The organism is Nonomuraea sp. NPDC049129 (genome assembly GCF_040648495.1).
GTDB lineage: Bacteria > Actinomycetota > Actinomycetes > Streptosporangiales > Streptosporangiaceae > Nonomuraea.
In genome coordinates this window covers 454,465-474,826 of record NZ_JBEZDU010000003.1, presented here as the reverse complement: position 1 = coordinate 474,826, position 20,362 = coordinate 454,465, and the positions used below count along the sequence as shown (strand labels likewise).

The window sequence follows — 20,362 nt, the reverse complement described above, 5'->3', positions numbered from 1 at the left end:
CAGGATCGGGACGTTCAGGATCAGGACGTTCAGGATCAGGACAAGGTGTCCTTGACCGCGATCTGGCCATCCTCGACGACGAACTTCTGGTTGGTGTTGTTGGGGTCGCACTGCCACAGGTACACCTGGATGCCGTTGCCGCGTCCGTTGGTGGCGTCCAGGCATAGGCGGTTGCCTGAGTTGAGGGTGGACTTGAGGATGATCTGGCCGCCCTGGATGACCCAGAGCTGGTTGGCGTTACCTAGGCACTGCCACTGGTAGACCCGGGTGCCGTTGGTTCGGCCGTTGGAGGAGTCCAGGCACATCATCTGGCTCGTGCCGATGGTGTCTTCCACCTTGATGAGGCCGTCCTCGACGACGAACTTCTGGTTGGTGTTGTTGGGGTCGCACTGCCACTGGTACATCAAGATGCCGTTGCCGCGGTAGTTGCTGACGTCGACGCACATTGCGGTCCCGACCGGGATGGTGCGGTTGGCGGGCTCTTGACCAGCGGCCAGCGCAGGCGGAGCAGTGACCGCGCCCATGGTGGCGGAGATGACGGCGGCGGCCAGCAGATGGCGAGCAAGCATGGGTGCCTCCACAAGAGTTGATCAAGACTCGAGCACCATGACACAACCGAACGTAGTTGATCAATCACCGTCCGCACAAAGCTTCGTGCGTCGCGATGTGATGCCCGCCAGGGGCGAAGCTTCGGGCATCCGCGCTTGCGGTTCAGGATGATCCAGAACGTACAGACTGGATCACATGGCACGTCACACCCGGACGGAGGCCGCCGTCGAGGGAGGCGTCCCTAGTTCTTCGACGGGTACGTCGATGGCACGCTGAGTGGTGAGACTCGCGCGTTCGATCCGATCGAGGCGGAACCATCGGATGGCCTCGCGGCGCCGGCAGCGCGCCACGAGGAACCAGTGCCCGGCCGTGAACGCGAGCAGCTGAGGGTCCACCCGGCGCGTGGTCGGCGTACCGTGACGATCGCGGTAGTGCAGCGAGAGGACCTTGCGCTCCTCAAGGGCATGTTCGATCGCGTCGCGTCGGCGCGGATCAGCTGCCTCGGTGGTGGTGTGGTCGATCCAGATGCGCTCGGTCAAGTCGTCCGCGTGCCGTCGCGCCTGCGGGTCCATCACCGCCAGCACCTTCACCAGGGCGGCTCGGGCCTGCCTGTCGAATGGTTGTCCCCGGTGTGCCGCGATCGCCGCGGCGAGCGCGCAGGCTTCGGTGGCGGTGAAGTTCACCGGCGGCAGGGTGGCGGCACGATCGACGACGTATCCACCGAGCCGGCCCGTGCGTGCCCAGACTGGGAACCCGCCCTGTTGCAGAGCGGAGATGTCGCGCTTGACGGTGCGGATACTGATCTCGAATGCGGTGGCGAGCTGCTGGGCGGTGCGGCCTCGGGGACCCGCACGGCGGAGATCTTCGCGGATCGCGTAGAGCCGGTCGGTGCGGTTCATTCATAAATGGTGCCATAACGGTGACACCCAGCAGCTCCAGAATCGGAGCATGACGAAGTCGCGAGAACCCATCCTGTTGCTGAGCGGTGCCGGTCTTCCCGTCTGGATCTGGGACCAGGTGCGCGAAGAACTGGCCGCGTCGCACCAGACGGTGGTCGCTGAGCGACCGCGTCATGATCGCGCTTCGCTCACGGAGTACGCCGCCGCGGCACTGGATTCGGCACCGTGGGAGCGATTCGCGGTCGTCGCGCACTCCAGTGGCGGGACTGTCGCAGCGGAACTCATGGCCCTCGCGCCTGACCGGGTGGGTGCGTTCCTGGCGGTCACGGCCGTCGTGCCGAAGCCGGGACGCAGCTTCGTCGCGTCGATGCCGTTGCCGAACCGGCTCGTGCTGAGCCTGGCGATGCGGCTGGCCGGCACCCGACCGCCCGATGCCGCTATCCGGCGGGGCGTGGCCAGCCGCGTCGACACGAAGACGGCCGATCGCATCGTGGCGGAGTTCCACCCCGAGTCTGTTCGTCTCTACCGGGACACGCCGCAAAGCGGCGGTTTTCCCGAACGTCGAGGCTACCTCTCCACCAGCCAAGACACTGAGCTCCCGATCGGACTGCAACAGCGATTCGCGCGCAACCTCGACACGAGCTGGAACGAATCCCTCGACAGCGGACACCTGCCGATGCTCGAGGCGCCCGACGCTCTCGCCCGGCGAATCAAGAACTTCCTCGCCGACAGATCCAGTTGACCGAGAGGCGCACGAGGGCCACCCCCATAGTTGGGAGTGGCCCTTCTACTCAGCTCCAATGAAGCAGCTTTTCTGACGGCTCAGTTGTAGGGGTTGTCGTAGGTCACGGATTTGGTGCGACTGTTGTAAGTGTTGCCGGGGTAGAACCAGCCGCCCGTCACGTACAAGGTGACATTCGTGAGGGTAGTGGAGTGGGTGTATTCACCGTCGTAGAGGTACAGGTACAACTGGCAGCCGGGGGGAGCAGTCGCCGTGCCCGTCTGGCTCGGATAGAAAATGGTGCTGCCGTTGACGGAGACGTAGAAGTTCGGCATTGGGTAGGACCCGCTCCCCCAGCACAGCCGGAGCGCGTACCTGAACTTCGTGTTCCCATCGTCGAACGCCAGCGTGCCGGTCAGCTGGGCGAGCATGATCGACGGGCCGGCGTTCGAGGTCACTGTGATGGACACGGCCTGGTCAGGACCGTAGGCGGCGTGCGCGGGAGTGACGGGCACCAGGATTGCCGCGAGGGTTGCGATGGCGACGGCGACAGAGCCGGCCGCACGACGTACTTTGGAGCGTGTCAATTCCAACCTCATCTCTCGCATGATGTCGGCGGAGCGCGCACGGAGACTATTTTCGGGGTCTCCAGGTGTCCAGAGAGACGATCGAGAGCCATTGATTCGGCCGGCATTAACTTGTGCCATAGCGGCTCTCGCGAGGGTGAATCAGGCGTGCTACCAGGTCGGGGATCAGCCTGCGGAGCCGTAATACCGACGTGACGGGTGAAAGTTTCATTTCACCGGACACCTGCGGTGGCGATGGGGTGCCGGTACAAGCCGCAGGAGCAGCGATGAAGCAGGCTCCGCGCCGTCAAGAACTTCCTGGAGCTCGGCGAGTGTCCGCCGCCGCGTCGTCCTGGTCGGTCAGGGGCGTCGGCTCGGCGGCCGCCCCGCCGTCCTGCTCGTACGAGCCATCCTGCTTGTACGAGGCCGACACCAAGATCTCTTCGGCGTCCTTGTTACGAGTCACCCAGAGATAGACCAGTGCGCCGAGGAACAGCACGATCGACGTCCACTGGTTGATCCGCAGCCCCAGGAACGTCACTGCGTGGTCCACCCCGCCAACCGGGTCGATCCGCAGCCCTTCGATCCAGAACCGCCCCAACGTGTAGCCGGCGACATAGAGGGCGAACAGCCGGCCATGGCGGAGTGTGAACCGCCTGCCGGCCAGGATCAGCCCGAAGCCGAGGGCCACGTCCCACAGCGACTCGTACAGGAATGTCGGGTGGTAGAGCACGCCCGGCCGGCCGCCGTGCGCCTGGTCGATCTCCAGGCCCCACGGCAACGTGGTCGGACTGCCGTACAGCTCCTGGTTGAACCAGTTGCCCCAGCGGGCAATCGCCTGCCCGAACGCGATGCCGGGCGCGATCGTGTCGCCCACGGCGCCGAGGGACAGCCCCCGGCGGCGGCAGGCCAGCCACACGCCCACGCCTCCCAGAGCGACCGCGCCCCAGATGCTGAGGCCGCCTTCCCAGATGAACAGGGCCTGGTAGGGCTTCTTGATCGCGCGGTCGCCGAAGTAGATCTGCCAGTCGGTGATGACGTGGTAGAGGCGAGCGCCGATCAGGCCGAAGATCACCCCAGGAACCGCGATGTCGCTGATCGTGCCTTTCTCGCCGCCCCGGGCGCGCCAGCGGCGCTCACTCAGCCAGACGCCGACGGCGATTCCGACAATGAAGCACAATGCGTAGGCGCGGATCGGAATGATTCCAAGATGCCAGACACCTTGGGAAGGGCTGGGAATCAAGGCGAGAGGCATGTCGGTGACGCTAGCGGATTTGCGCTCGCTTGGCCGCGTGCGTGACCTGATTGTGCATTTCTACGGCATGACGCGTCGTCGACCCGTGGTTTCAGGCCCTAACGCACTGTGGATCATGAATTGGCCGCGGAGCGCAAGTTGGGCCGCTAGCATGCGTGATCTATGAAAGGAAGCAGTTGGTGTCTCTTTCTCCCGCCGACGCGGAGTCCCTCACTCGATGCGAGGAACTCCTCCTGCAAAGCTTTGACGAGCTCAGGAGCTCCGCCTCAATTTCAGTCTCGAAAGACGCGGTGGAGACGGAGGATGGGGCCCTGAACGGCAATCCCTCATCCCGCTTCAGCCGGCTGTCCAGCCACTGGCGTGGGACGGGCGAAGCGGAAGAGCTGTCCGGGGAGTTCCGGATCCCCCATCTCTATCGCGCCATCACGAAACCGCCTCCTCCGTTGGCCTGGGACGGCTCGTCCGACGACGAGCGCGAACTCATCCGCGAGTCCCGGGAGATCGACGGCACTCCACGTTCTGGTACGGGGGCAATAGTCACGGCGAGGCTCAGCACCCCGCTGGAAATCTGGCTGTGGTACCGGGGGCAGCCCACGCAGATGGACGTGGACTATCTGGGCTACCTAGAGGCCCTGGCCCTCACTAAAGGGACAGACGGATGGCAGTACCTGTTCACCGATCTTAGTTTCTCCGACCCGGACCTCTACTGGATCGCCGATGATATGCAGGCGATGCTGCATCATTTTCCTAGGCTGTTCTCGCAGTATGACTACACACCGCTACACGAACGCCTCGAAGAGCGCCTTTAGGAAGGGCCTCCGCTTCGCTCCGAGCTGTTCTTCGTTGGGCATGACTTCGGCGCGCAAGGTCTTTCGCTGTGAGCGCTTCGTGCTTCAGGGGATCAGCAGAGACGAGAGCGTTGCCGGGTATCTTCCATGTTCTGAGCAGGGCTCCTCAGAACCGGCAGTGGAGGGCCGTCGCATCGTCGAAGGTGTTGCCTCGTGGCCAGCAGCTGCCGTTCGGGTCGGACTGCTCTATCACCACCACTTGGGTTCACCGGTCTACACAGGATCGTTACGGGAAATCCCTTATCTCGCCGACATCGCCCTCTTACTCTTTTCCCTGCTGTATTCCCCCAACCAAGGACACTGATGAAGCGCTTATTCGCAGGCCTCGTAGCAACGGCCGCGGCCGTGTGCGCGGTGGCCGCACCCGCTCAGGCGGCATCCGTAGCATCCGTGCAGGCCGCTCCAGCGGACCCGGTGAAAGCCCTGAAAGCCCAGCTGACCCCGGGCAAGGGCGTAAAAATCACCGAATCAAGCAGCATCACCGTCGATTTCACCACCGGCGACCAGGCTATGCAGGTACGGGTGAACACCCGTACGGCCGGCACCCTGGCTTTCGGCAAAGGCAATGTAGCGGCTGCCGACCTCCGTGTCCGCATGTCCTCACGCCAGCAAGGGCCCAACCCTCCCTACCGGGTCATCGCTGAGGGCAGAAACGCCTACGTGACCAACGCCGGCATCGCCAAGGCGCTGCCTTCCGGCCGTTCCTGGATCCAGTCGAAGGCCAGTGGGCAGGAAAATGCCGTCCTCGGCATGGGCGTCACCTCAGCAGAGCTGCAGTACATGGTGAAAAACGCATCAGAAGTGGCGACCGGCGAATATCAGGGCACCGCCAAACTCACTGACTTCCGGCACGACAAGTCCGCCGGGGAAGGCAACGTCGAGTTCCATCTGTACTTCGATCAACACAACCTTCTCACCCGCACGGTCGTCGACACGACGGCCTACCCGGACAGCGACAGCACGGCCTATGACCAGATGGTCTTCCACACCGATACCAAGTATTCGGGCTGGGGCGCCAAGGTGAAGATCGCCGCACCGGCGGCCCGTAAGGTCATCAGCGAGAAGAAGCTCAACACGAAGACCCGCAAGGCCGCCATAAAGGCTGGCTATCCGGAGAGCGGTCCCTTCTAAACCAGCGCCGTAACTAGCACCGTTCGAGCGTGAGCAGCGGCTCAGCGAACACCGGCGCCGGCGCGTCGGGGTTCGCGGCAACCGCCTCCTCCAGGCGGCGGAAACCGGCCTCCAGCTCGTCCGGACTGAGCTGAGCGAAGAACGAAAGGGTGCGCAGGCGCAGCCGTTGGAGCATGTCAGCACGGGTGCCGACGGACGGCTCGGTAACCGTGCCGAAGCCGGCAACGCGCCAGCCGTCCGACGTGAACATCTCGATGACCTCGTGCAGCGGCTGGAACAGCGCGGCGTCCGCCGCGAAGCCGCGGGGGAAGTGCTCCAGCCACCACGGCCTGGGATGGTGGTCGCTGAAATTCGCGCGCAGTAGCAGCCGCCCGGCGGGCCTGAGCACCCTGGCCAGCTCCCGTACCGCCAGCGGTTTGTCCTGGACGTGGTGCCAGGACAAGAACATGAGAGCGTAATCGGCACTGGCGGACGGCACCGGCATGTCCTCGGCGGAGCCCGCCAGATATCGCACATCGGGATGCCGGGACTGTGCCTGCGCTATCTCGCGCATGCGGACCGACGGCTCGACGCCAGTGACCGGCCCGAACGCTCGCGCCAGGGCGGGGGTGAACCGGCCGGTCCCTGCGCCGACGTCCAGCCCCACCAGCGGGCGCCCCTCGGGCAGCACCGCTGCGAAGGCGCTGATCCATGTCTGCTGCTGCCGCTCGGTAAGCGCGCGGCCACGCGCGTAGTCCTGGTGCTGCTCCGTGTCGTAGTCGATCCGCCTCATCGCCGCTCCCGGTCAGCCGGGCCACAGCGAACCGTCGGCCCGATATATCGACTGGATACATCGGCAAGATATGCGGCGTCGCGTCATGCCACAAGTGGGGCCATGACGGTCAGGAACGCAGGCTTCGCCCGGCGAAGCCGACTGGGATCTGGACCCGGGGGCTAATCCGAGCCTGTCCGACCTACCAGTTCCGTGAGGCGGCGTTCGAGGAAGCGCCGTTCGGCGCCGTCGCCGGTGAGTTGCCTCGCACGTCGATAGGCGTCACGCGCCTCGTCGGTACGCCCGAGGCGTCGCAGGAGTTCGGCCCTGGTCGAGTGCAGGTAGCGGAAGTCGTCGAGACCGAGTTGGTCGACGACGCGCAGACCGGCCTCGGGGCCGTCGGTCTCGGCGACGGCGATGGCGATGGCGATGGCGCGGTTGAGCTCCACGATGGGCGAGCCGGTCAGGCGGGCGAGCCGGCCGTACAGGGCCGCGATCTGCGCCCAGTCGCACGGCGTCTCGGCGTGCAACGAGGCGATGGCGGCCTGCAGGACATAGGGCCCACGGCCGCGCAGGGCGAGCGCCCGGTCGAGCTCGGCGCGTCCGGCGGCGAGCTGTTCGGTGTTCCACAGGGACCGGTCCTGATCGCCGAGCAGTACGAGCTCGCCGTCGCGGAACCGCGCCTCGCGACGGGAGTCGTGCAAGAGCATCATCGCCAGCAGCCCGTGAACCTCGGGGCCGTCCGGAAGCAGTTCGGCGAGCACGCGCCCCAACCAGATCGCCTCCGCCGCGAGCTCGTCGCGGCCCCCGCCGAGGGTGCGCAGGGTGAGCGCCGTCATCATTGGTAGTCGGCGTAGACCTGCTTCTGCTCCTCCTCGGACAACGCGGCCTGTTCCTCAAGCGCGGTGCCCTGAGAGATCAGCATGACGTACTTCATCGTTTCCTCCTCGTCGCTACCAGATTGGTCGCGCAGTAAGACGAACGGCGGGTCGCGAAATCGACAGGTCGGCACTGGAAATCTGACGCGACCATGATCAGGCGTCGGGGTCAGGGAGCGGTGAGGTGGGCGCGGATGGCGGCGGCGCCGGATTCGGTAAGCCAGTCGGTGAGCGTACGCAGTCCGGGGTGGATGACGCGCAGCGACTCGATGTCGGCGTGCCATCGGTGACCGGTGTGCCAGTGTTTCCTGATCTCGGCGACCTCTGAGCTGATGGCGGCGGCCTCTTCATCGGTGACCTGCTCGTACCGGACCGGAATGCCCGTGGCCTCGGTGATCGCGGCGGCGGCTTCGACCGGGGTCGGTTCGTCGCCGGCCAGTTCCAGGGTTCGTCCGGCGAACCGGGTCGGCTCCGCGAAGGCGAGCGCGGCGAACTCGGCGATGTCCTCCAGCGCGATGATCTGCATGGGCTCGTGCGGGGTAAACAGATGGCGGTGTACGCCGTTGGAAATGCCGTCGATGCCGATCGCCCCGTCGCTGAGATAGTTCGTCATGAACCGTACTGGACGCAGCACGGTAGGCAGCGCGATGTGGTCGTGCAGGTACTGTTCGATCAGCGCTTTCCCCGCTGAACCTGGCACTTCTGTCGATGCCGAGGCGAGGGTGCTGAATACCACCTGCTTGATTCCCGCCGCGGCCGCCGCGTCGATCAGCGCCCGGCCACGGGCCACCTCGAGGTCTGTCGTGAAGGATAGGGGCGGTATGCCGAACAGGGCGGCCGCGCCATCGAGTGCCGGCGGCAGACTGGCCGGATCGTCGAAGTCGCCGCGTACGAGCTGGGCACCCGCGGCGGCCAGTGCGGTAGCGGCGGGTGCGGTCAGGTCGCGCACCAGGGCTCGCACCGGCCACCCTCCGGCAAGCAGCCGCCGGGCGGTGGCGCCGCCCTGCTTGCCAGTGGCGCCGGTGACGAGGATGGGGGAACCGAGATTTGCCGGCGTCACGGTGGTCATGGCGTCCTTTTCGGAGACGACGGATTCGGAGATGGTGGATACTGACACGATCCGGAATGCTCCACCCCCTTCCACGCCACGGACAAGGATTACGTGACATGACCGCAGCACCGGCGCCAGTACCGGATGCGGCACGTGCCGAGCGGGCCGATGCCCGCCGCAACCGAGAGATCGTGCTGCGCACCGCGATGCGCGTGTTCGCCGAGGAAGGGCGGGAGGTGTCGCTTGGCCAAATCGCGCATCGTGCCGGGGTCGGCGCCGGGACCGTCTACCGGCACTTCCCGAGCAAGGAGATCCTGGTCGAGGCGGTGCTCGCCGAGCACGTCCAGGGATTCGTGGTCTCCGCGGGTGGATGGGCCGGCCGCGCGGCGCCCGGTGACGCCCTGTTCGGGTTCCTGCTCGAAGTGATCGAGAAGCTGGCCGACCGCAAGCACGTCTGCGAAGCGCTCACCGCTGACAAGGGCTGGCCGCGTGCCGTGCTGACCGCCGCGGCGCAGCGGTTCCACGAGGCGCTGGCCCGCTTGCTGCACGACGCGAAACAGGCTGGTGCGATACGCGCCGACGTGCGGGTCGACGATCTGGCCGCGCTGGCCGTCGGCGGCGCCGCACTGCGTTCGGCACACCGGGACCTGGCACGCGGTACGCGGCTGGTGCGGCTGCTGCTGGACGGATTGCGTACCCCTACTGTCACGAAAGCCAGCGAATTACGTGACGCGCCCTCCCATCAGCGTCACGAAACCGCGGCCCCCAGCGAGAGGCGCTGCGAGGAATGCGGTGCTCGGCTGCGCATCCGGGCTACCGGGCGGCCACCCCGCTACTGCGGTCCGACCTGCCGCCAGCGCGCCCGCCGCCGTCGCGTCGCCGACGGCGGCATGGAACCTCTGCCGTCATCGGCGGCGCCGTCGCAGCGGTGACCGCTTGGGCTCCACCGCAGCGAGGATGCGGGGCGGCGTGATCCACGACCGCACTCATTGGGCGTCGGCTCCGGGCGTGCGGTAGGCGGCGAGGAAGACCCGGACGGCGGCATCGGCGTAGTGGTCGAGCTCGGATGGGGCGAAGCGAATGTCGTCGCCGCAGAGCATGACCTTGTTGACCGGGATCGAGGAGACGAGCCAGGTGAAGTGGTTGGCCGCGAGGACGGGATCGTCGATACGCAGTAGTCCGCGGCCGGTCAGCTGCTCGAAGCAGGACGCCAGCGCGGCGTGCACGCGCTCGGGACCCGCCTCGAAGTAGGCGTGGCCCAGGTTCGGGAAACGGCCGGCTTCGGCGATGACGAGGCGGCGTACGCGCAGGTGGGATGGTTGCGTGAGGGCGTGGACGAACTGGCGCGCGACCGCCCGCAGGGTGGTCTCGACATCATCCGTGGCCGCCAGGTCGACCATGGCGTTCCGGAAGATCTGATCGATGCCGACGAGGCGGTCGAGCACGATCTGCTCGAACAGGCTCTCCTTCGGCCCGAAATGCTTGTAGATCGTCTGCTTTGACGCGCCCGCGGCAGAGGCGATCTCGTCGGTCTTGGCACCGACGTAGCCGTCACGAAGGAACACCTCCAGCGCCGCATCCATGATCCGGCGCCGTGTCTGCGCGTGCGTGTCTGCGGCTTGCGGCATTCAGGCCCTCCAGGGTTCGCGCCGTTGACACTCTCCGAAGTGTACCGTACGGTACTGTTCACTATGTCGGTACGGTACCGTACGGTACGACTTGGAGGAACCAAGGTGGGCACTGTCCAGTCCAAGGACGGCACTGAGATCGCCTTCGACGTCTGGGGCGACGGCCAGCCATTGATCATGATCGACGGGGCCACCGCCCATCGCATGGTCAACCCGACCAATGGTGAGGTGGGGCAGCTGCTGCGCGAGGAGTTCCGGGTCTACGCCTACGACCGCCGTGGTCGCGGCGAGAGCACCGACACCGCACCGTACGCGGTGGAGCGCGAGTTCGAGGACCTTGCCGCTCTGATCGACCACGCCGGCGGGTCGGCCATGGTGTTCGGCTGGTCCTCAGGGGCCGTGCTGGCCCTGCACGCCGCCGCCGCGGGCCTGCCGATCACCCGGCTGGCGCTGTTCGAGCCGCCGTTCGTCGTCGACGACAGCCGCCCGCCGCTGCCGGCCGACTACGTCGAGCGGCTCGACGCCCGCGTCGCCGACGGCCGTCCGGGTGACGCGGTGGAGCTGTTCATGACCGCGGCGGCCGGCGTCCCCGCCGAGGCCGTCGCCGGTATGCGACAGGCCCCGTTCTGGCCCGCCGTGGAAGAGGTGGCGCACACCATCGCCTACGACGGGCGGATCATGGGCACCACCATGTCCGGCGCTCCGCTGCCCCGCGACCGCTGGGCCGCGGTGACCGTGCCCGTCCTGGTCATGCACGGCACCGGCACCATGCCGTGGCTGATCACCGGGGCCCAGGCGCTGGCCGATCTCCTGCCCACCGCGACCCTGCGCGCCGTACCGGGCGAGAACCACGGCACCACAGCCGACGTGCTCGCTCCCGCGCTGCGGCAGTTCGCCCAAGGTCGCTAGGAAACGCCGGCGGATGACCCTTGCCGCGTCCACCGGCGAGGCTCACCGGGGGTGGCAGGCGAGGGCTCTACACTCGCTCGCCATGACCCGATTAACTGATCGTCTCGGTCCTGCCTCCCTGCTCATCGCGCTGCTCGCCATCTTCCTCGGCCTCCGGCTGACCCAGGACTGGGTGCGGCCTGGCCTCGGGGTCATCGCGGCGGCGCTGGCATGGCCTGGGGTGCGGAAGCAAGCCACGATCGCGACGGTGTACAACCGCAGTACATCGGTGGCGGGGATGTCGGTGGCGGCGGTGGCGATCGGTCTCACGGCGGCGAAGTTGGCGGCCACCGCTCTCTTTTAGCGCCGGCAGCAAGGGCAGCCTCTTCGCGGCTCGGTGGTTGTCCGTTTGATTCCCGCCCCTGGCCAAAGGAGGTAATGGGGGTCGACCATGGTCGGTGACGGCGGTGCCACCGGGCTCCCCCATCGGTTCGCCGGCTGGCTTCCGCTCGGAGCGCTCATCTTGTGCGTTGCCGCGACGCTGCAAGCGATCGGCCTCGTCCGGCTGGCTCGCCGGGGGACGACAGTGCCCGCCGCGTAGAAAATATCCCGCGCCATTAGCGTGCGATTAAGACAGCCGCCATAAAGTGGTCGATCGTGACAATGAACCCATGGCCGTTGGGCGGCGACCTGAGCGTCGCGAGGATCGGCTACGGAGCGATGAAGCTGACCGGCTGGCCGCAGGGTGATCGGCCCAGCCGGGAGACGGCTCTGGCGATCCTGCGCCGGGCGGTGGAGCTCGGCGTGAATCACATCGACACCTCGCACTACTACGCGCGTGACGGAGTGGCGGCCAATGAGCTGATCCGGGAGGCGCTGTCTCCCTACCCGGCGGACCTGGTGATCGTGACCAAGGTGGGCGCGCTGGTCGAGGGCTCCGATGTCGCCTTGCCGGCGGCCGAGATGACCGGCCTGACACCGGACGGCCTGCGCCGCGGCGTGGAGGCGAACCTGCGCTCGCTCGGGGTTGACCGCCTGGACGTGGTGAATCTGCGAATGGGTGGCCACGACCGCTCCGAGACGTCCCTGGCCGCGCCCCTGACAACGCTGCTCGAGCTGCGCGAGGAGGGCTTGATCCGCCACCTGGGCGTATCGAACGTCACCGCTGACGAGTTCGCCCAGGCCCGCGCGATCGCGCCCATCGTCTGCGTCCAGAATCTCTACAACCTGTCCAAGCGCGATGACGACCCACTGGTCGACGCCTGCGCGGACGCGGGCATCGCCTATGTCCCCTACTTCCCTGTCGGTGGGTTCCAGCCGATCAAGGCGGGGCACCTGGACGCCATCGCCGCCCGCCACGGTGCGACGGTGCCGCAGGTGGCCCTGGCCTGGTTGCTGGCCCGATCCCCTAACATCCTGGCGATCCCCGGCACCGGCTCACTGGCGCACCTGGAGGAGAACATCGCCGTCGGCACACTGAAGCTGAGCGAAGAAGACCTCGCTCAACTGGGGTAGGCGCATGCCGCCCGGACAACCCGTTCCGAACGTCAGAGTCGCCAGTAGACCGCAGTGGCGTCGTCGTGTGCCTTGCCGCGCGGCCAGCGGGCGCCGTGGGGGTCGGTGTGCTCGGCCGTACGGACCTGGCTGATGAGTTCGGCGGGACCGTCGGCTTCCAGGATGTTCAGGAGGCCTCGCCAGCTCGCGAGGTCGAAGCAGTCGACCAGGCGCGATGCCCCATCGCTGAGCAGCGCGGCAGCCCGTACCGCGTCCGTGGGAACGCTGCCGGTGAGAGAGTGTTCGGCGGCCAGGGGGTCGGTGGAGGCGACCCAGTAGCCTCCGTCACGGTTGCGGTGCTGGAGCTGGGCTTCCACGGAACCAAGGCGTTCCCGCTCGTGCTCTTTGGAGCCGGTGGGCAGGGTGTCCAGGTGCGTTCGCAGGGTCGCCGTGACATCAGCCAGGCGATCATCGCTGACCACCATGGGTTCCGCGGCGGAGTTCAGGTCCAGGACGAGGATGGAGTCCGCCAGTACCAGCCAGTCCAGGGACTCCGTTGTCCGGCGGAGTAGGAGCACGGTTGCCGCGGGTGATCCGGGATGGGCGAGGTCGCAGGTCGAGGAGTGCAGAGAGGAGACGGTCTCGATGCCCTCGGCCAACACGTCGGCCAACGAGCGGTCGTCGGCCGTCAGCGTGGCGAGCGTGGAGAGTAAGGACGAGCCGAGTATGCGCGTGTACCAGGCCACGGTGTGGACGCATCCGGTCGGCAGGCGTGCGGGATAGCCGGCGCCGTCGAGAACGACCACCGCGTCAGGGGTCGCGCCGACGAAGTCTTCGTTCTCCCGGTTGAGACCACCCACCTCAGTGGCGAAGGCCAGGCTCACGCTGGTCAGCTCTCCTCGTGTCGGTGCAGCGGACTTGCCGACTCAGCGTACGGCGACGACAGCAGGTGCCGCTCGCGTGTCACGAGCGGCACCTGCTCCGTTACGGCTTGCTCAGACGGCTATGGCCTGCTTCAGACGGCGCAGCCCCCGTCGGAAGCGCCGTCACGAGCTCCCCGTCAGACGGTCCCCTCCCGGCCGGTCCCCTCCCGGCCGAACTCCAGAGTGATCCGAGAGTTGATCTCCTGGGCCTTGGGGGAGTACGCGGGGTAGAACTCCTTTCCGCACTCCAGGTCCTTCAGCGCCGCCTTGATCTCCTTGTCCAGGTACGGCTTGGCCTCCTCCGGCTTGAGCTTCGGCTTCAGGACGAGGGTCTTGCCCTTGGGCACCTTGGGCAGCGGGTCCTTCCAGGTCTTCTTGGCGACCTCTGTGACCTGCTGCCAGTACGTCCTGCGGCCCAGACCGTTCAGTGCGCTCGGCCTGGTCTCGCTGACTCCCAGGCACTTGGCGAACTGCTTGCCCAGCTGCGCGAGCTGCTTGTCCTTGTCGAGGACACTCAGCTCCTTCTTCAGCGCGGCTTCGAGCTGATTCCAGTAGTCGTCCTGGGAGGTGACGGTCTTGCCCAGCACCTCCTTGGCCGCCTCGGAGAAGCAGGCGTCGTCGGCGGCGCGCCACTTCTTCAGCCCGTCGGCCGAGAGCGACATCATCGTCTTGTTGTTCGGGTTGTCGGGGCGGGTGGGGTTGACCACCTCGTCCTTCGGGAAGGCGTTCTCGGCCCAGACGCCGAAGCCGTACTTGGCCCGATACGTCCGCAGCGCCTTGAGGTCACCCTGAAGCCGCTCCCACTCCCCGGGCTGCCAAGTGTGCTTGGGCATCGGCGTGGCCACGTAGTCGAAGCCCTTCTCCGTCATGCAGGCGACACGCTTCGCCTCCAGTTTGGTCTGCGTCTCGTACGCGGCATCGGCCCCCGAAGGGGGTGATGTGAAAGCGCCGAACGAGCCGACGAGCACGGTGGCCGCGATGGCCTTGGCGATGAGCATGGGCCGTTCTCCTTTTGCTATGAGGGCATGCGAAACAGAACTTCCGGCCGAAAAGGCCGGATCGGGGGAAAGTCTCAGCAGGGGATCTTCATGTGGGACGCCTTCGGCGCCACCTCGGGCAGCCCGGGTACGAGATCGACGGCGAGCACGGCGGTGCCTTGCCTCGCGCCCTTCCTTTCGGTGATCTCGTCGGTGGGCGTCTTCACCTTTCTGTCCCTGGTGTTGACCGTGCGTTCGCCCAGGTAGCCATAGGTTTCCCGGTCGAAGATCAGCTCGGACCGGGTGCCGTTGCCCTCGTCCATGGCGACGGCCAGGCCAGGGCGGCCGGCGGCGTCCACGGTGTCGCCGATGAGCACGATGCCGTCCAGCCCAGCGGCGACCTGGTACAGCGCGGCGCCCAGGCTGGGCCGTACCACGGACTCGGGGACCAGGCCCTGGAGGGAGTGCCAGATGCGCAGCGGCTCCTCGCCCGTATCGGCGACGATCTTCGCGCGTACCTGGCCGGGGTCCGTCGGCCAGGCCCCCAGCCGCGCGTACGCCGGCTGGCCGGGACAGGCCCCCGGCTCGTACACGATGTCCTCGACGCCGCGGTCCCAGTACTTCCGGGGCGCCGGTCCCGTGGCCGACAGGGCCTGCGTGCGGCTCAGCCAGGGCTTGCCCACGTCGGCCGCCTCCCAGCGCTCCTCGTTGACCAGCACCTTGGTGTACTGCGTCCTCCCCGACCGGTCCTTGGTGTACAGGCTGCGCTGGGCCAGCATCTTGGTGTGGACGTACTGGCCGCGGGGCGGCACCATGTCAGGCTGGTCGGCGGCGGCCCGCGCGGCCAGGTTGAGCAGCGCTTTGGCGTCGGCCGGAGGCGCCGCGACCAGGTACCCGGGGGTGCGCGGATCAGAGCCGCCCAGACCCACCTCGGTGACAAGGATGCCGGCGGTGAGCGTCACCGCCATCGCGCCGACCAGCGCGACGCGCCGGACCGGCAGCACGGTACGCCACCTGCGGCGCGGACGGTCGAACCGGGACACCAGGGCGGCACGCGAGCCCGCCAGTTCGCGCTCGGTCGCCTCGGGCACCTCGGCCAACAGCCGGCCGAGCTGCTCCATCTCATCCATGATCTGCTCCTTCCAGCGCCTGGCGAACCTTCTTGCGCGCCCGGTTGAGCCGGGATCGCACAGTCCCGACCGGGACGTTCAGCGCCTCGGCCACCTCCTCGTACGTCAGCTCCGCCCACGCCACCAGCAGCAGCGCGTTCCGGTCCCCGGTGCGTAACCCGGCCAGCGCCGCCATCAGCGGCCGGTTGACCGCGAGCGTGCCCACTCCGTCTTCCACCGGCCCGCCGGTGATCTCCGCCGGGTCCACCCCGCCCCGCACGTACGCCCGGTAGCGGGCCACCTCGCGCCGCCGCCGTTTGCCGATCACGTTCGAGGCGATGCCGTACAACCAGGGCCGGGCACTGGCCTGGCCGTACTGGTAGCGGTCCCGATGCTCGAACGCCGCCAGGAACGTCTCGGACACCACGTCCTCGGCCGAGTCGTGACCGAGCCTGCGAGCCGCGAAGCGGTGCAGGGCGGGCGCGTGCCGGTCGAACACCATGGCGAACGCCTCCGGCTCCCGCAGCGATCGGCGGATCAGATCGGTGTCGGCGGCCTCGGCTATCGCCGGTTCGGCCATGAACTGGTCAGCTCCTTCATGCGGTGCCTTGTGCGGCAAGTGGGCAGATTCGCATGTACTTACCGCTGCTCCGCCGAAGAGTTCACGTCGGCCCGATATTTCGCCGCTCCCGTTGAAGGGCCTCCGCTTCGTTCCGGGCTGTTCGTCCTGGGCACACCTTCGGTGGGCGCTTCGCGCACGAGGGGCTCAGGCGTTCTCCCAGGCGCATAACAGCATGGGACCTTCCGGTGCAGCAGGCCTTTGACGCCGCTGTTGTCACCGGAAGGTCGCTATGCGCTGTGTGAATTTCGGGCGTACCCGCGACGGGCACTGGGTCCAGGCGGCTCCTTACTGCGGAGTGGTAGGCGTGGGGGCCGGGCGTACGGCGATGGACTGGCTCAGCGGACGCTCCCCGCCCGTGAGGAACGGAGATCCCGTGGCCTCCTTCAGCGTGCCGCCGGATCCGATCTGGAACGCGGCCAGCTGGTTCGTGTCCCGGATGGCGGCGAAGACGTCCCGGCCGTCCGGCGTGATCGCGACCGCCGCCACCTCGGCGTGGTCAGGGGTGTGGACGGGGGAGTCGGCGGTCGGCTTGAGCGAGCCGTCCGCGAGGATCGTGAAGCCGAGCAGGCCGCCGCGAGCCGTGTCGACGTCGGGGTCGTTGCTGGCGACGTACAGGTGCTGACCGTCGGGCGTGACCTTGAGACCGACCGGGCCGGTGGGCGCGGGGAACGGCGATCCGGGCACGGGCGTCAGCGCGCCGTCCGCGCCGCGCCGGAACCCCCACACGTTCTGCCCGACCAGCGAGGTCACGTACACCAAGCCGCCGTCCGGGCTGATCGCGATCCCGAAGTTGGCCTGCCCGACCTTCGCCACGTCCTGCGCGGGTCCGAGCGTGCCGTCGAAGCGCACGTCGAATCTGGTGATGACTCGCGGCGGGCTGTCGGCGGTCTCGTCCACATCGGCGTACGAAAGGTAGAGGAAGCGCCCGTCGGGGGACAGCACCGTCTGCTTGGGGTTGTCGGAGGTGGCGCGGAAGTCGCCGAGCTTGCTGGGTCTGCCGTCGAGACCGATCCGGTACGCCGAGATCGTTCTGTCGGCGGTGTTGGTCACGTACAGGGTGCGCCCGTTCGGGGAGACGGTCGCCCCCCACGGCTCGTCGCCGGTCTGGACGATCTGCGGATCCGGCTGGAGCGCGCCCTGCGCCCCCACGCGGAACACCGAGAGCGTGTCGGAGTCGCTGTTGACGACGTACGCGGTGGCCCCGTTGGGGGTGAGGGCGATGCCCCGGGGGAACTTGCCGAGGGTGGACACGGGCTTCCCAAGCGGTTTGAGGACCGCCCCCGGGCCGATCGCCAGGGAGGAAACATCGCCGGAGCCGGCGTTCGTGACGTAGACCACGCCGCCCGACGGCGGCAGGACCGGCCCCGTGGCGGCGTGCGCCAGGGCGGGAGAGGAGACGGCGAGCAGCGCGACCGCGGCCAGGACGGCACCGCCCGCTCGCGTGGACGACCAGATGGACAGGGATGACTTCTTGTACTTCATGGATTTCCCCATGGTTCGACAGATGGGCCTGCACCTGATGGGCGTGCCATCCCGTTCCATCTGTCTTTGAGGGTTCCATGTCCGCCTCTACATAGTCCGGTTCCCATGCAGGCGCCGTCGTTCCCACCATGCCCAATCGGAATCGGGGGACGTAGGCGGAGCTGGTGAGGTTCGACGGAGGTCCCGGCCGCATCCGGGTGTGCTCAAGGGCGATCACCGCCGCCATGGGGCGACGGCCGAGCCCGGGAACATGATGGATCAGAGCCAGGCGGAAGAGGGGGATCATGACGGGATACGTGCGGTGGTAGGACATGCGTACCGAGCACATCGAACGCGTCGGTGGCGACGGAGTCCTCTATGTACGTACCAGCGACTCCATCGTGGCGCTCTCCAAGGAGTACAGATGAGACAACACGTGCGCATTCCGTTGCCCGACGGCGATTCACTGGCGGCGACGGCGGCACTGCCGGAGGGGACGGCGCCCGTGGCCGGATGGCCGGGGGTGGTGGTCGTGCACGAGATCTACGGCGTCGAACCGGACATGCTTGATGTGATGGACCTGTTCGCCGAGCGTGGGTACGCGGCGGTCCTGCCTGATCTGTACAGCCACGGGACCAGGATCGCGTGCCTGGCGCGGGCTATGCATCAGCTCGCGACCGGTAAGCCGGGTCGGCCGACGGCCGACATTGACGCGACCCGGCGGTGGCTGGCCGGTCGTGCGGACGTCGACGGTGCTCGGCTGGGTGTGATCGGGTTCTGCATGGGGGGCGGGTTCGCCCTGGCGTATGCGGCGGGCGCGCCGCCCGGTGTGCGGGCCGCATCGGTGAATTATGGGGCGGTTCCCCGGCGTCAGGAGGAGCTGCGGTCGGTGTGTCCGGTCGTGGCGTCCTACGGTGCCCGCGACCAAGGGTTTCGGTCGCACGGCAGGCGGCTGCAGGAGCATATGGCGGCGCTCGGCATCGAGCACGACGTCGAGATCTATCCGGAGGCCGGGCATTCCTTCATGACCGACGGCCATCATCCCATCGCGAAACTCGCGCTGTTTCCGTTGCGTCATGGTCTTGTCCGCTCAGCGGCGGACGACGCGTGGCAGCGTACATTCGGCTTCTTCGACCAACACGTAGACCAACACGTGGCTGGCGAATAGCTCGGAATCGCTAAAGAGGAGAAGCGCCCGGTTCAGTACAGACGGGCGGTACTTCGGCTGATAGCCTAATTCGCCATGAGGAAAGCTATCATCGCGTTAGTGATCGCCGCTGCCACGCTCTTCTCGCTGTCCGCGTTCTTCGCGTCGCCCGCCTCGGCGACCGACGGGACGATCATCTCAGAAAATTGAAATAGGCTTTCTCCCCTGTTTCGGTCCCGTCAGTAACACCATTTGAGGCTGAAGGCCACCACCCATGAGTGGGTAGTGGCCTTCGATGTCGTGCTTCTTTATCGCACTGTTCTAAGGGCTAATCGCAGTGTTCGAAGCCGCTGGTGTACGAGCTGCTGCCGACCGAGCCGCCCCACTTGACGCACTTTCCGGGCGCGCTGCGCTTGACCGGTCCCGCGTAATAGTCGTAGCTGCCCGAGTCGGTCGACCGGCTTTCCCCTTCCGGTTCCAGGAAGGCCGACACCGCCGACGCCGTGCCGAGGCTCGTCGTCTTCAACGTCGCGACGCAGTTGTAACCATTACCCGAGTTGTAGAGCAGGTAGGTGCGACCGCCAGTGAGAGCGGCGGAGTCGATGACCGAATAGCCGCTGCCGCAGACCTCCTCGGCGGTGTAGGGGTTGCCACCGCAGGCGTTGGTACTCGTGACGGCCTTCTTCTGGCCCAAGGACACGGTCACGCCGTCCACGGTCGGGCTGGTGTCCATCGCGCCGCTGGAGGTTCGCTGTTCGTAGTGCAGGTGGGGAGCGTTGGCGCCGCCCGTCGAGCCGACGGTTCCGATCGCGGTGCCCTGGCCGACGCTCAGTGAGCCGCCGGCCGCCTTCACCATGGTCGCGAGGTGGGCGTACCGGGTTCTGGTGCCGTCACTGTGCTGGATCTCTATCCACTTGCCATAACTCGTGCTTCCCGCGTCGTAGAAGTACGCGGTGCCCGCGGCGGTGGCGCGTACGGTCTCACCGTTGATGTCGTCGCCGCCGTAGTCCTGCCAGTCGATGGAGCCCGATGGGTTGTGGTTGGGGGTCCAGTTGTTGGCGTAGAAGGTCTTCCCACAGTTGAACGGGCTCTTGTGGGACACCGCCATGACGCTGCTGTCCTGCGCTGAGGCGGCTTGGGGGATCAGCGCCGTCGCGAGAGTGAGCGTCAGGGCGGTGATCGTGGTTCTGAGGGTCTTGGGCCAGGTCGGCTTGCCAGTTGTGGGCATGCTTGCCTCTCTGAACGAGTCGTATGGGGGGATACGGTTAGGCGCCCAGGTCCTGATGTCGGTGAGCCTCGTGGTGACAGAGCTGCGTCGGGAGGGTCGATCATGAAGATAACTCTGAAAGTTCTCTTCATCAATCTCTGTGACATGAAATTTTGCGGCTGTTCCCCTTATGGTCGTGCGTTCAACCAGGACGCGACCTGTGAGCGGCCTTAGTGCGAGAGCGGTGAGTCGAACCC

General features: G+C 67.0%; 22 protein-coding genes. 8 read left to right on the top strand and 14 right to left on the bottom strand.

From position 1 onward, the window contains the following. Positions 1-35 precede the first annotated feature (35 nt). Both AB0B64_RS11680 and AB0B64_RS11675 read right to left on the bottom strand, forming a co-directional pair. Positions 36-569 carry an RICIN domain-containing protein gene (locus tag AB0B64_RS11680; RefSeq protein WP_357938287.1) on the bottom strand — a complete coding sequence of 178 codons (534 nt, stop codon included), beginning with the start codon at positions 567-569 and terminating at the stop codon, positions 36-38. A 183-nt stretch (positions 570-752) separates the two neighbouring features. Continuing rightward, on the bottom strand, positions 753-1,448 hold the full coding sequence (locus AB0B64_RS11675) for a WYL domain-containing protein (protein WP_358176660.1): 696 nt from the start codon (positions 1,446-1,448) through the stop codon (positions 753-755). Positions 1,449-1,497: 49 nt separating this feature from the next. Here AB0B64_RS11675 and AB0B64_RS11670 point away from each other — a divergent pair, with 49 nt between their 5' ends. Then, the gene (locus AB0B64_RS11670; protein ID WP_358176657.1) at positions 1,498-2,190 is read left to right on the top strand and encodes an alpha/beta hydrolase; all 693 of its coding nucleotides are present in this window, start codon (positions 1,498-1,500) and stop codon (positions 2,188-2,190) included. An 80-nt stretch (positions 2,191-2,270) separates the two neighbouring features. Here AB0B64_RS11670 and AB0B64_RS11665 read toward each other — a convergent pair whose 3' ends face one another. After that, the gene (locus AB0B64_RS11665; RefSeq protein WP_357938293.1) at positions 2,271-2,768 is read right to left on the bottom strand and encodes a hypothetical protein; all 498 of its coding nucleotides are present in this window, start codon (positions 2,766-2,768) and stop codon (positions 2,271-2,273) included. 274 nt (positions 2,769-3,042) lie between these two features. Then, positions 3,043-3,990, bottom strand: a complete 948-nt coding sequence (gene lgt, locus AB0B64_RS11660; protein WP_358176654.1) for a prolipoprotein diacylglyceryl transferase — start codon at positions 3,988-3,990, stop codon at positions 3,043-3,045. A 155-nt stretch (positions 3,991-4,145) separates the two neighbouring features. Between lgt and AB0B64_RS11655 the strand changes: the two genes are divergently transcribed. After that, positions 4,146-4,799 (top strand): hypothetical protein, encoded by a 654-nt coding sequence (locus AB0B64_RS11655; protein WP_358176651.1) that lies wholly within the window; start codon positions 4,146-4,148, stop codon positions 4,797-4,799. 342 nt (positions 4,800-5,141) lie between these two features. Continuing rightward, on the top strand, positions 5,142-5,969 hold the full coding sequence (locus tag AB0B64_RS11650; RefSeq protein ID WP_357938297.1) for a hypothetical protein: 828 nt from the start codon (positions 5,142-5,144) through the stop codon (positions 5,967-5,969). A gap of 13 nt (positions 5,970-5,982) precedes the next feature. Here AB0B64_RS11650 and AB0B64_RS11645 read toward each other — a convergent pair whose 3' ends face one another. From AB0B64_RS11645 to AB0B64_RS11635, 3 genes are all read right to left on the bottom strand, one after another. Next, positions 5,983-6,741 (bottom strand): class I SAM-dependent methyltransferase, encoded by a 759-nt coding sequence (locus tag AB0B64_RS11645; RefSeq protein ID WP_357938299.1) that lies wholly within the window; start codon positions 6,739-6,741, stop codon positions 5,983-5,985. A gap of 161 nt (positions 6,742-6,902) precedes the next feature. Further along, the gene (locus tag AB0B64_RS11640) at positions 6,903-7,562 is read right to left on the bottom strand and encodes a DUF6596 domain-containing protein (RefSeq protein WP_357938301.1); all 660 of its coding nucleotides are present in this window, start codon (positions 7,560-7,562) and stop codon (positions 6,903-6,905) included. 205 nt (positions 7,563-7,767) lie between these two features. Continuing rightward, positions 7,768-8,715: an NmrA family NAD(P)-binding protein gene (locus AB0B64_RS11635; RefSeq protein WP_357938302.1), complete on the bottom strand. Its 948-nt coding sequence runs from the start codon at positions 8,713-8,715 to the stop codon at positions 7,768-7,770. A 50-nt stretch (positions 8,716-8,765) separates the two neighbouring features. On the opposite strand from AB0B64_RS11635, the gene AB0B64_RS11630 reads away from it, so the two are divergent. Continuing rightward, positions 8,766-9,581 carry a helix-turn-helix domain-containing protein gene (locus tag AB0B64_RS11630; RefSeq protein WP_357938304.1) on the top strand — a complete coding sequence of 272 codons (816 nt, stop codon included), beginning with the start codon at positions 8,766-8,768 and terminating at the stop codon, positions 9,579-9,581. A gap of 54 nt (positions 9,582-9,635) precedes the next feature. Here the strand turns inward: AB0B64_RS11630 and AB0B64_RS11625 are convergent, their stop codons facing one another. Further along, a complete protein-coding gene (locus AB0B64_RS11625) occupies positions 9,636-10,277 on the bottom strand; it encodes a TetR/AcrR family transcriptional regulator (protein ID WP_357938306.1) in 642 nt (213 codons plus the stop codon). Between the two features lie 105 nt (positions 10,278-10,382). Between AB0B64_RS11625 and AB0B64_RS11620 the strand changes: the two genes are divergently transcribed. The 3 genes from AB0B64_RS11620 (at position 10,383) to AB0B64_RS11610 (ending at position 12,680) form a co-directional block, all read left to right on the top strand. Beyond that, entirely contained in the window at positions 10,383-11,186 is an 804-nt protein-coding gene (locus AB0B64_RS11620) for an alpha/beta hydrolase (protein WP_357938308.1), read from the top strand. Between the two features lie 82 nt (positions 11,187-11,268). Next, the gene (locus AB0B64_RS11615) at positions 11,269-11,529 is read left to right on the top strand and encodes a hypothetical protein (RefSeq protein WP_357938310.1); all 261 of its coding nucleotides are present in this window, start codon (positions 11,269-11,271) and stop codon (positions 11,527-11,529) included. A 299-nt stretch (positions 11,530-11,828) separates the two neighbouring features. Next, a complete protein-coding gene (locus AB0B64_RS11610; RefSeq protein WP_358176913.1) occupies positions 11,829-12,680 on the top strand; it encodes an oxidoreductase in 852 nt (283 codons plus the stop codon). Between the two features lie 32 nt (positions 12,681-12,712). Here AB0B64_RS11610 and AB0B64_RS11605 read toward each other — a convergent pair whose 3' ends face one another. The 5 genes from AB0B64_RS11605 to AB0B64_RS11585 all read right to left on the bottom strand — a co-directional run bounded on the left by AB0B64_RS11605 (position 12,713) and on the right by AB0B64_RS11585 (position 17,772). Further along, positions 12,713-13,543, bottom strand: coding sequence for an integrase (locus tag AB0B64_RS11605; protein WP_357938312.1), 831 nt, complete (start codon positions 13,541-13,543; stop codon positions 12,713-12,715). Between the two features lie 176 nt (positions 13,544-13,719). Next, the gene (locus tag AB0B64_RS11600; RefSeq protein ID WP_358176648.1) at positions 13,720-14,580 is read right to left on the bottom strand and encodes a hypothetical protein; all 861 of its coding nucleotides are present in this window, start codon (positions 14,578-14,580) and stop codon (positions 13,720-13,722) included. A 74-nt stretch (positions 14,581-14,654) separates the two neighbouring features. Beyond that, on the bottom strand, positions 14,655-15,689 hold the full coding sequence (locus AB0B64_RS11595) for a CU044_5270 family protein (protein WP_358176646.1): 1,035 nt from the start codon (positions 15,687-15,689) through the stop codon (positions 14,655-14,657). Beyond that, positions 15,682-16,248, bottom strand: a complete 567-nt coding sequence (locus AB0B64_RS11590) for an RNA polymerase sigma factor (RefSeq protein ID WP_358176643.1) — start codon at positions 16,246-16,248, stop codon at positions 15,682-15,684. The genes AB0B64_RS11595 and AB0B64_RS11590 overlap by 8 nt, the downstream gene beginning before the upstream one ends. A gap of 327 nt (positions 16,249-16,575) precedes the next feature. Next, positions 16,576-17,772 (bottom strand): beta-propeller fold lactonase family protein, encoded by a 1,197-nt coding sequence (locus AB0B64_RS11585; protein ID WP_357938318.1) that lies wholly within the window; start codon positions 17,770-17,772, stop codon positions 16,576-16,578. Positions 17,773-18,175: 403 nt separating this feature from the next. Here AB0B64_RS11585 and AB0B64_RS11580 point away from each other — a divergent pair, with 403 nt between their 5' ends. Then, the gene (locus AB0B64_RS11580; protein ID WP_358176640.1) at positions 18,176-18,919 is read left to right on the top strand and encodes a dienelactone hydrolase family protein; all 744 of its coding nucleotides are present in this window, start codon (positions 18,176-18,178) and stop codon (positions 18,917-18,919) included. A gap of 307 nt (positions 18,920-19,226) precedes the next feature. Here the strand turns inward: AB0B64_RS11580 and AB0B64_RS11575 are convergent, their stop codons facing one another. Beyond that, positions 19,227-20,126, bottom strand: a complete 900-nt coding sequence (locus AB0B64_RS11575; RefSeq protein ID WP_357938322.1) for a M23 family metallopeptidase — start codon at positions 20,124-20,126, stop codon at positions 19,227-19,229. Positions 20,127-20,362: the final 236 nt, after the last annotated feature.

What these genes read in the sequence shown, in the direction of transcription:
- AB0B64_RS11645 (WP_357938299.1), bottom strand. Translation starts at nt 6,741, where the DNA reads ATGAGGCGGATCGACTACGACACGGAGCAGCACCAGGACTACGCGCGT.
- AB0B64_RS11675 (WP_358176660.1), bottom strand. Translation starts at nt 1,448, where the DNA reads ATGAACCGCACCGACCGGCTCTACGCGATCCGCGAAGATCTCCGCCGT.
- AB0B64_RS11590 (WP_358176643.1), bottom strand. Translation starts at nt 16,248, where the DNA reads ATGGCCGAACCGGCGATAGCCGAGGCCGCCGACACCGATCTGATCCGC.
- AB0B64_RS11630 (WP_357938304.1), top strand. Translation starts at nt 8,766, where the DNA reads ATGACCGCAGCACCGGCGCCAGTACCGGATGCGGCACGTGCCGAGCGG.
- AB0B64_RS11585 (WP_357938318.1), bottom strand. Translation starts at nt 17,772, where the DNA reads ATGAAGTACAAGAAGTCATCCCTGTCCATCTGGTCGTCCACGCGAGCG.
- AB0B64_RS11640 (WP_357938301.1), bottom strand. Translation starts at nt 7,562, where the DNA reads ATGATGACGGCGCTCACCCTGCGCACCCTCGGCGGGGGCCGCGACGAG.
- lgt (WP_358176654.1), bottom strand. Translation starts at nt 3,990, where the DNA reads ATGCCTCTCGCCTTGATTCCCAGCCCTTCCCAAGGTGTCTGGCATCTT.
- AB0B64_RS11610 (WP_358176913.1), top strand. Translation starts at nt 11,829, where the DNA reads ATGAACCCATGGCCGTTGGGCGGCGACCTGAGCGTCGCGAGGATCGGC.
- AB0B64_RS11575 (WP_357938322.1), bottom strand. Translation starts at nt 20,126, where the DNA reads ATGCCCACAACTGGCAAGCCGACCTGGCCCAAGACCCTCAGAACCACG.
- AB0B64_RS11595 (WP_358176646.1), bottom strand. Translation starts at nt 15,689, where the DNA reads ATGGATGAGATGGAGCAGCTCGGCCGGCTGTTGGCCGAGGTGCCCGAG.
- AB0B64_RS11600 (WP_358176648.1), bottom strand. Translation starts at nt 14,580, where the DNA reads ATGCTCATCGCCAAGGCCATCGCGGCCACCGTGCTCGTCGGCTCGTTC.
- AB0B64_RS11670 (WP_358176657.1), top strand. Translation starts at nt 1,498, where the DNA reads ATGACGAAGTCGCGAGAACCCATCCTGTTGCTGAGCGGTGCCGGTCTT.
- AB0B64_RS11680 (WP_357938287.1), bottom strand. Translation starts at nt 569, where the DNA reads ATGCTTGCTCGCCATCTGCTGGCCGCCGCCGTCATCTCCGCCACCATG.
- AB0B64_RS11580 (WP_358176640.1), top strand. Translation starts at nt 18,176, where the DNA reads ATGAGACAACACGTGCGCATTCCGTTGCCCGACGGCGATTCACTGGCG.
- AB0B64_RS11615 (WP_357938310.1), top strand. Translation starts at nt 11,269, where the DNA reads ATGACCCGATTAACTGATCGTCTCGGTCCTGCCTCCCTGCTCATCGCG.
- AB0B64_RS11625 (WP_357938306.1), bottom strand. Translation starts at nt 10,277, where the DNA reads ATGCCGCAAGCCGCAGACACGCACGCGCAGACACGGCGCCGGATCATG.
- AB0B64_RS11665 (WP_357938293.1), bottom strand. Translation starts at nt 2,768, where the DNA reads ATGAGGTTGGAATTGACACGCTCCAAAGTACGTCGTGCGGCCGGCTCT.
- AB0B64_RS11650 (WP_357938297.1), top strand. Translation starts at nt 5,142, where the DNA reads ATGAAGCGCTTATTCGCAGGCCTCGTAGCAACGGCCGCGGCCGTGTGC.